Source organism: Paraglaciecola hydrolytica (assembly GCF_001565895.1).
Taxonomy (GTDB): Bacteria; Pseudomonadota; Gammaproteobacteria; order Enterobacterales; family Alteromonadaceae; genus Paraglaciecola; species Paraglaciecola hydrolytica.
On the sequence record NZ_LSNE01000003.1, the window covers coordinates 152,026 to 160,176 of the forward strand.

The following is an 8,151-nucleotide window of genomic DNA, read 5'->3' on the forward strand; positions in this document are numbered from 1 at the left end:
CCATGTTACAAGACATCGCAACCTTAACTGGTGGCACAGTGATTTCAGAAGAAATCGGTCTAGAGCTAGATAAAGTAACCTTAGAAGACCTAGGTACAGCCAAGCGTGTAGTTATCACTAAAGATAACACCACTATCGTAGATGGCGCTGGCGAAGAAGATGCAATCCAAGGCCGCGTAGCGCAAATCCGTGCTCAAATCGAAGATTCAACTTCTGACTACGACAAAGAAAAACTACAAGAACGTTTAGCTAAATTAGCTGGCGGTGTTGCAGTAATCAAAGTTGGCGCAGCCACTGAAGTTGAAATGAAAGAGAAAAAAGCCCGCGTTGAAGATGCCCTACATGCAACTCGCGCTGCGGTTGAAGAAGGCGTAGTAGCCGGTGGTGGTGTAGCACTAGTTCGTGCCGCTGCTAAGATCGCTGATCTTAAAGGTGACAACGAAGACCAAACTCACGGCATCAAATTAGCACTACGTGCAATGGAAGCGCCTTTACGTCAAATCGCGTCTAACGCCGGTGCTGAAGCATCTGTTGTAACTAACGCAGTGAAAAATGGTTCTGGTAACTACGGTTATAACGCAGGTAACGACACTTACGGCGACATGATCGAAATGGGTATCCTTGATCCAACTAAAGTAACTCGTTCAGCGCTACAATTTGCAGCTTCAATTGCCAGCTTGATGATCACGACTGAATGTATGATCACCGACGCGCCAAAAGAAGAAGCTGCCGGTGGCATGCCTGATATGGGCGGCATGGGTGGAATGGGCGGCATGGGTGGAATGATGTAATCCATCCGGATTACTGTCCTCTCAAAGCATCGCTTTGAAACTTTTGTGTTAAATAAGAAACCCGCTTAGGCGGGTTTTTTATTGGTTAAAAGATATGGCCTACGGCCACCGAGCATGTGCTGCGCACGCTGAGCATCGCTTCACGACCGCTAAGATTATGCGCGTTCGCTTACTGGCAACCATGCCAGTTTTTGACTCGAATCCCTTCGAGCCAGTTACTCTTTTTTCAACAGCTAAGAAATGAGTAACCAGAAAGAAGCCGGCTCCAACCAACCTACTATTCCAATTTTGTCAGCACCTTGTTGATCAAACCGACGAGGAGAGCGCATCTCGATAACTGCTCCTGTGTCAACAGTATCAAATAACAATTAATTAACTTTCTCGCAAAATTTTAAATGTGTCTTAAACTTAGTGGCAGTTAACCTAGGACACTTAAATATGAGTACATTACGCTTATTATTGTCTTGCACGGCTGCTTTAATCTTATGCAACTGCCAACCTGTTACTACTGAAAAAACCAACCCACTATCATCCACTGAGACTGCGATGATCGAGCTTGTCGCGCCTGAGACTAATGACAGTTGCCATTTTGTTGTAGGTTTTGATGCTTGGGAGCCTTATCAATATATTGATGTTGGCGACAAGGTCACTGGCCTTGATATTGAGCTGGTTAGCGCGGTATTAAAATCCATTGAATGCGACTTCAGCTTTAAATCCGGTACTTGGATGGCTTTAATGGGCGAGCTTAAAAAAGGTGAGGTGGATATATTACTCGGCGCATCAAAAACCCCAGCCAGAGAAGAGTTTGCGTTGTTCAGTAACGCTTATCGAACTGAAGAATATTCTCTCTATATTCGCCGAGAAGATCTCACCACGGCAGATTATTCCAGCATCGATGCCTTTATCGAAAAGGGTAAGTTGATCGGTGTCGTTGAAGATTACTATTATGGCCCTGAAGTATCGATGCTGCGTGATGGCGCTGCAACATCTAGTTCATTTGTCAGTGCAATTATGGGGGAAGTTAATATTGCCAGATTACTTGATAAAGACATTGACGGATTTTTAGAAGATAGTTTTGTTGGTGCATCATTTCTCAGACGTAAGGCCTTAAGTGAATACATTGTTGCGCAAGGCACTAAAATTAAGACTGGTGATACCCATATCATATTTAGTAAAAAAAGCGTTGATGAAACAAAGGTCGAGTTGTTTAACCAAGCCCTACATAGTATTAAAACCAGTGATCAATATCAGGAAATTGTCAGCCGTTATAGTCAATAACAAAGATCGTGGACTAAAACGACAGCGAAAGTTGCAGCCCATAAAATAGGTGATGTTCGCTGTCCCACGCATCAGTGTCTATATTGCGTGCTTTAATAAATCCTTCCAACTTAAAGGCTCCGGTATCAACACCGACACCTAGTGCAGCATAGCCGTCAGGGGTATTGTCGGAGTCTTCATCATAATAGTAATCGTCGTCATCGCGAAAATCCTGCACCAGGATTTCAAGTAAATCGATACCACCTTCGAGGTATACAAACACCTTGTCGTAGTAACCTAAACGTATACCCAGATCTGAAGTAACAAAGTGTTGTATGGTCTGGTTTTTATCCATAACTTCTGCATAACCAAGTGAGGTGAGTACTTCACCCTGAACTTTACTGTTAGCTTGTAACAGTGAGCGACTCATGCCGATTGAAGTAATAGTATCGGTGTCATTAAATTCGTGCTGCGCAAATACTTTAATACTGTCTTTTGACCAGCAGTAACTACTCAGTAAAACGCTAGCTAACAATAATAATCGAATCATTTAATCCCTTAATTTTTTTGTCCTCACCATAATGGGCGTTTTATACCAAACCTCATTAACTCTGTCTCAATTTTAATTTAATGCGCACAACAGTCTTTGGTTTTTGGCATGTAAGTTTTATATAACTGAAAGCCCATCAGTAAGGCCAAAATAACCGCACTAGCCTGATAAACAAACCCTAACATGCCTTCATGTCCACCATGAGCTAATTGCATTTGCCAGCCAAAATAGTCAAACAGAAAATCGAGAGTTAGGCCTGCCACTAAAGCCGACAGGGTAATACTGACTAAATAGATAAACAGTTCTCTGCCACCTAACTCTTTTTTTATCACCATTAAGGTCGCAATATTAGTCGCAGGCCCGGTTAACATAAACACTAATGCTGCACCTGGAGTAATACCTGACAACAACAAACCAACAGCTACAGGAGTAGAGGCAGTAGCACAGATATACATAGGAATAGAGATCAATACCACCACCAACATAGCTACCACTCCCTGACCATATTGTGCCAGATAATCAGGTGGAACTAAGGTAGTGACTAGCGCAGCAAACCCCAAACCAATCAATAACCACAACATGAAATCACGCAATAATTGCCCAAATCCAAAGCTAAAAATACTGATAATTTTTTCAACCATACTAGGCTCTGGAGGCGCAGTTTTACTTGCACAGCAAGAACTGACTTTTACCTCAGGTTGTGTCATTGGTACTGCGACCTCAGGGTTACCAAACCAGCGGATCATCGAACCAGTAATGATGGCCGAAAAAATCGCCGCGATGGGTCTGGCAATGGTCATAACAGGTCCCATCAAGGCATAAGTAATACCCACAGAATCAATACCAGTTTCAGGAGTGGCCACCAAAAAACTGGCGGTACTGGCTTTACTTGCACCACTGCGCCTGATCCCCATGGCCACAGGGATAACTGAGCAAGAACATAGTGGCAGAGGTGCACCAATGATTGCTGCATTAAGTACTGAGCTTTGTTTGCCCAATGTCTTATTTATCCACGTCGCTGGCACTAATTGATGGATGGCTCCCGCAATCAACATACCCAACAACAAAAAAGGAGCTGCCTCAGTAAATAGATTTACGAAATTTTCGACAAACATATTATTGCTCACCTTCTAACGCGGAAATAATCGAACAAAATTCGGCACTTTCTGCACCGCCACAACAAATTTTCTCAAGTTTTTGCAGGGTATTTTGCATATTTTTAAGTTGTTTAATTTGTTCGGATATTTGTTTAATTTTATTGTGAGTTATTATTTTAGCTTCGGCACAAACATGCTGATCTTTGTTACCTTTAATTGCTAACAAGGCGCCTGTCTCTGCCAAACTGAAACCACTGTGTTTACAGGCTTGAATGAATCTTGCTGTCGCTAAATCATCTTGACTGTATTCGCGATAATTATTGGCACTGCGTTGAGATGCTTTTAACAAGCCTGCCTTTTCATAATAACGTAGGGTGTGGGCACTTATCCCTGATTTTTTTTCCAGTTCGCTTATTTTCATAATGTTTATTATCTTCTACAACCAGTTAATATGGCTATGATAAACCTTAGAGTATTGTCTAAGGTCAAGCACACTTTTACTTTTAAACATTTTTCTGTCAAATTTAACTCTGCCAACTATCTTTAAGCTAAATGTAGCGGCTCACTTTAATCAAGAAGGAATGCATTGTTTCTAATGCCTAAGCTCACCGACAAAATCCTCATGATAATTAAAGTATGTGCTTTTATTATCACCTTATTGTTAATGGTATTTTATGATGCACTGCCTAAACGACAACTGCTATTACATCCCAACCCGCAAAATGCATACGTTATTTCTGTCGATACAGAAGTGGGTGGCCAATCAAAATTCATATGGATTGATCAAGAGGATATGTCTTGGGACTGCGAAATTAATCAGGGCGCTCCTTATCCCTATTGCGGTTTATCACTTTTGTGGTCGGAAGATTTAAGTAAAACTATCGACTTCAGTGTTTATTCTCATCTCAACTTAGAATTAGATTACCAAGGCCCCACACCTTATATTCGTATTTTTGTGCGCGATGATTATCCCGCGATAGAATTTGCGAACCCCATAAAAAAAGCCAAGTTTAATAACGCGACTGTCAGAGCCCAACAAGGTAAGCAAAATATCTCTCTCCCCTTGAAAGATCTCACTGTAAGTGAGTGGTGGATAAATGATTTTAATGTACCACTTGAAGATAGACGGCCTAGCGTTAAAAACGCTATAGCTCTTGGTATCGACATTCCCTATCCGGTAAGCCTTGGAGATCATAAGTTCAAACTGGCTCAATTAGAGCTTGTAGGTAGTTATTTTTCCAAAGAATTTATGTATATCAGTATTATTGGCTTTTGGGGTGTACTCCTACTATCTGAAATGTTGCTTAGTTATTTGCAAATGAAGACCAGAGTACGCGAAGGTAGTCAGCGATTGACTGAGCTGGCCGCAACTAGCGCAAAATACAAAGAGCAATCCGAAACCGATAAATTAACCGGCATCCTCAATCGCGCAGGTTTAGCAGAAATAGTCAGCCACCTCGGGGCCAACCAGCTTCTACAACAATACGCATTATTGGTAATTGATGTAGATCACTTCAAAGAGGTAAATGATACATACGGACACGCTGAAGGAGACAAAATACTTGTCGCCATAGCTAGTACTATAAACCAATGTACTCGTTCTTATGATGTGGTCGCGCGCTGGGGTGGTGAAGAGTTTGTAGTATTAATGCATTGTTTTAAACCAAACAGCATCTTCCCCTTTGCCGAAAAGATACGTTTGAAAGTCGCCAATGGCTCTTTTGTGACAGGCATAACAGTCAGTATAGGTGCGACAAAATTGCTTAAAACCAGCATTTTTGAAGATTCATTTGTACTTGCTGATCAGGCTTTATACCAAGCAAAATCGAGTGGCAGAAATAAAGTGGTGGTTTTGTAAAAAAATGGCCTCAAGTGAGGCCAAAAAATAACAGACAAAGTTCTGTCGAGGGAGATGTACTACAAATTAGATACGGGCGTTTAACTCAGCTGCAATAGCAGAGCTGCTGAAGCCTTTTTCATTTGTCCAATCAACTAAGGTTTTACCATCTGCTTCAGGGGCAGTTAACTGGCTTTTTGGCATCTTTTTAATCATCATGGTGCCCGCTTCAACTGCGTTGTTTAACATCGCAGTACGGATCAAACTTTCACCGCCACAAGTAATGCCCGAATAGTAATCTTGTAATTTTAAAGAATGGTCGCTTTCAACCTTTTTCATTTTTTTACGCAATTCGTCTTTATCATCAGCCTTAACTATGGTGCAGATATTTTGTAAGTCTGCATTTACATCGGCGTAAGCAAAACCGCTTAAAAGTACTGATACCACTGCAATGGCTAAAGATGATTTGACTGAATTCAACATGGGCTACCTACTAAGTAAATGAGTTTGGATTTCGACGGCGCGCATTAAACTCCAATTTAAATGATTAAAAAATAACCACACATATACATAGGTATTAAAGTCCATAACAAACTCAGCCAAATGAGCAATTCAAACACACATTAAACTCATAAGGGTACTATTTAATCCGTTTTCACAAAGTCTCTAATAAGGAACAGCATCTTGAATTTTTGCTTAAGCACTCGTTTTGTTTAGCGATTTTTTGAACGCACTGGAAAATGTCACAAGGACAAAAACAAAAACACTTAGGTAACACAACAAGCTAAGCGCTCGATTTAGAACCACTCTGGCCAAAGCTCTGCGCTTAACTGTGACGAAATAACTTAACAATAAAACAATAGCGATGAACAACATATACAACTCCACCATCAGTGACATTCAGCACTTCTTTAATATCTAATAGAGATATAGCGAATCTTATACCAACAAGTTAAGAGCTTGTTTTACTGAGTATTATTTAAAACAGGAACAAGAAGGGAGAATAAAACTCTGCCTATCTGTCACTTAATTCAGACATAGGGCAGAGTTACTACTTAGTCGATGGAGTTTTAACGGTCTAGCTATTAAGCCAATACTTAAGTTCGGTTGCTACAGGCTTATTATGTTCGGCTAAAAAGGCCAAAAAGCTAGTAGCACTGCGATTGACTATGCGCTCAAAAGGAAAGCCGATTTGTTGCGCAATAGCGACAGAGCTATCACATTTACCCACATCAAATGCTACATGAGCATCACTTGCAAAAGTCACTTTCCAATCAAGTTGATCGACCAGCTCAAGAATTTTTGTGCAATGAACATCACTCCCTCTGCGTGAATGAGTAAATGAACTATTGTTAATTTCGATTAAAACATTGTTGTCTTTAGCCGCCCTAATTACCTCTGCATAATCCAAGGGATAATTAGGATTACCTGGATGCCCTAAAATTTGGCAGTGCCCCGTTTCGAAGGTTTTAATCACCGCTTGGGTATGAGCATTTATGTCACTGGGAGCAAACACTGGCTCGTGAAAACTAGCGATAGCAAAATCTAAATAAGCATGTAAGCCATTGGGTATATCCAAACCGCCATGGGGAGGCATAATGTTTGCCTCTATCCCTCTAAGCATGACAACACCATCTAGTATTCTTGGTAGAATATGGCGATTGCCAAAATGCCAAGGATGTGGTGAATCAGGCATTTCTGGGCCATGATCGGTTATGGAGAACATCTCCAAACCTTTAATTTTTGCTTGTTGAAAATATTCAGTCACCGTACTGTAGGCGTGAGTACTCGCAATGGTATGTGCATGGGTATCGACTAAAATTCTCATGTATTTCTCTTAATCTAAATCAGGGTAACAACTTTGCTGGACGCATTACTTTATCAAGTTTTAACACCATTAGTTAAGTTAAGATTTTATTTAAATGAGCTTAAAGAAAAACTTTGTTCTACACCTACAACCCAAATTCAATAAATAAACAATCAATGCAAAGAGAGGAAATAGAATGGATAAATTTATGCAGGCAGCCATTGCCGAAGCCAAACTGGGTTTGTCTGAAGGCGGGATCCCCATTGGTTCAGTTATAGTGCACAAAGGTAAAATCATCGGACGTGGACATAACCGCAGGATCCAAAGTGGCAGCCCAACCTTGCATGGTGAAATGGATGCACTAGAAAATGCCGGCAGACAAAGTGCTGCGACTTACCGCGAATCTGTGCTTTATACTACTTTATCGCCTTGCTCTATGTGCTCAGGGGCCATTCTACTCTATGGCATACCCAAAGTTATTGTTGGCGAAAATAGTACTTTTTTAGGTGAAGAAGAACTCCTTGCCGCTCGAGGTGTAGAAGTAGAGGTGGTACACAATCAGCAATGTATTGAGCTTATGCAAAATTTCATTAGTTCAAGTCCTGAATTATGGAATGAAGATATAGGCGAATAACTCTTTTAAGCCTACACGAGTATATAATAATTAACACAAGGTTAAATATTTCATACAATAACAAATTCGACCAGCAGATTTATTGCCACCCTTTGCATGAGTTTTTTTGTACCTAAAAATAATAAACGAGCCGTAAAATTCGTTTAAAGGTAATAGTTATTTTAGGGTATTTAAACTG

At 40.7% G+C, this 8,151-nt stretch carries 9 protein-coding genes; 4 read left to right on the plus strand and 5 right to left on the minus strand.

The genetic code is table 11. The annotated features are described in order from the left end of the window. Positions 1 to 791: chaperonin GroEL (gene groEL / locus AX660_RS03230; protein ID WP_131811770.1), on the plus strand; the 791-nt coding region annotated here is incomplete at its 5' end. A 438-nt stretch (positions 792 to 1,229) separates the two neighbouring features. Continuing rightward, positions 1,230 to 2,069, plus strand: a complete 840-nt coding sequence (locus tag AX660_RS03235) for a substrate-binding periplasmic protein (protein ID WP_068372464.1) — start codon at positions 1,230 to 1,232, stop codon at positions 2,067 to 2,069. Between the two features lie 13 nt (positions 2,070 to 2,082). Here the strand turns inward: AX660_RS03235 and AX660_RS03240 are convergent, their stop codons facing one another. From AX660_RS03240 to AX660_RS03250, 3 genes are all read right to left on the minus strand, one after another. Next, positions 2,083 to 2,598: a hypothetical protein gene (locus AX660_RS03240; RefSeq protein ID WP_082768720.1), complete on the minus strand. Its 516-nt coding sequence runs from the start codon at positions 2,596 to 2,598 to the stop codon at positions 2,083 to 2,085. A gap of 77 nt (positions 2,599 to 2,675) precedes the next feature. Further along, positions 2,676 to 3,713: an SO_0444 family Cu/Zn efflux transporter gene (locus AX660_RS03245; RefSeq protein ID WP_068372467.1), complete on the minus strand. Its 1,038-nt coding sequence runs from the start codon at positions 3,711 to 3,713 to the stop codon at positions 2,676 to 2,678. A gap of 1 nt (position 3,714) precedes the next feature. Continuing rightward, positions 3,715 to 4,116, minus strand: a complete 402-nt coding sequence (locus AX660_RS03250; RefSeq protein WP_068372470.1) for a MerR family transcriptional regulator — start codon at positions 4,114 to 4,116, stop codon at positions 3,715 to 3,717. A 174-nt stretch (positions 4,117 to 4,290) separates the two neighbouring features. Here AX660_RS03250 and AX660_RS03255 point away from each other — a divergent pair, with 174 nt between their 5' ends. Then, positions 4,291 to 5,553, plus strand: coding sequence for a GGDEF domain-containing protein (locus AX660_RS03255; protein WP_068372473.1), 1,263 nt, complete (start codon positions 4,291 to 4,293; stop codon positions 5,551 to 5,553). A 66-nt stretch (positions 5,554 to 5,619) separates the two neighbouring features. Here the strand turns inward: AX660_RS03255 and AX660_RS03260 are convergent, their stop codons facing one another. After that, on the minus strand, positions 5,620 to 6,015 hold the full coding sequence (locus tag AX660_RS03260) for a DUF3718 domain-containing protein (protein ID WP_068372476.1): 396 nt from the start codon (positions 6,013 to 6,015) through the stop codon (positions 5,620 to 5,622). Positions 6,016 to 6,610: 595 nt separating this feature from the next. Then, positions 6,611 to 7,360, minus strand: a complete 750-nt coding sequence (locus AX660_RS03265) for a phosphatase (protein WP_068372479.1) — start codon at positions 7,358 to 7,360, stop codon at positions 6,611 to 6,613. Positions 7,361 to 7,535: 175 nt separating this feature from the next. Here AX660_RS03265 and AX660_RS03270 point away from each other — a divergent pair, with 175 nt between their 5' ends. Beyond that, a complete protein-coding gene (locus AX660_RS03270) occupies positions 7,536 to 7,973 on the plus strand; it encodes a nucleoside deaminase (protein ID WP_068372482.1) in 438 nt (145 codons plus the stop codon). Positions 7,974 to 8,151 lie beyond the last annotated feature (178 nt).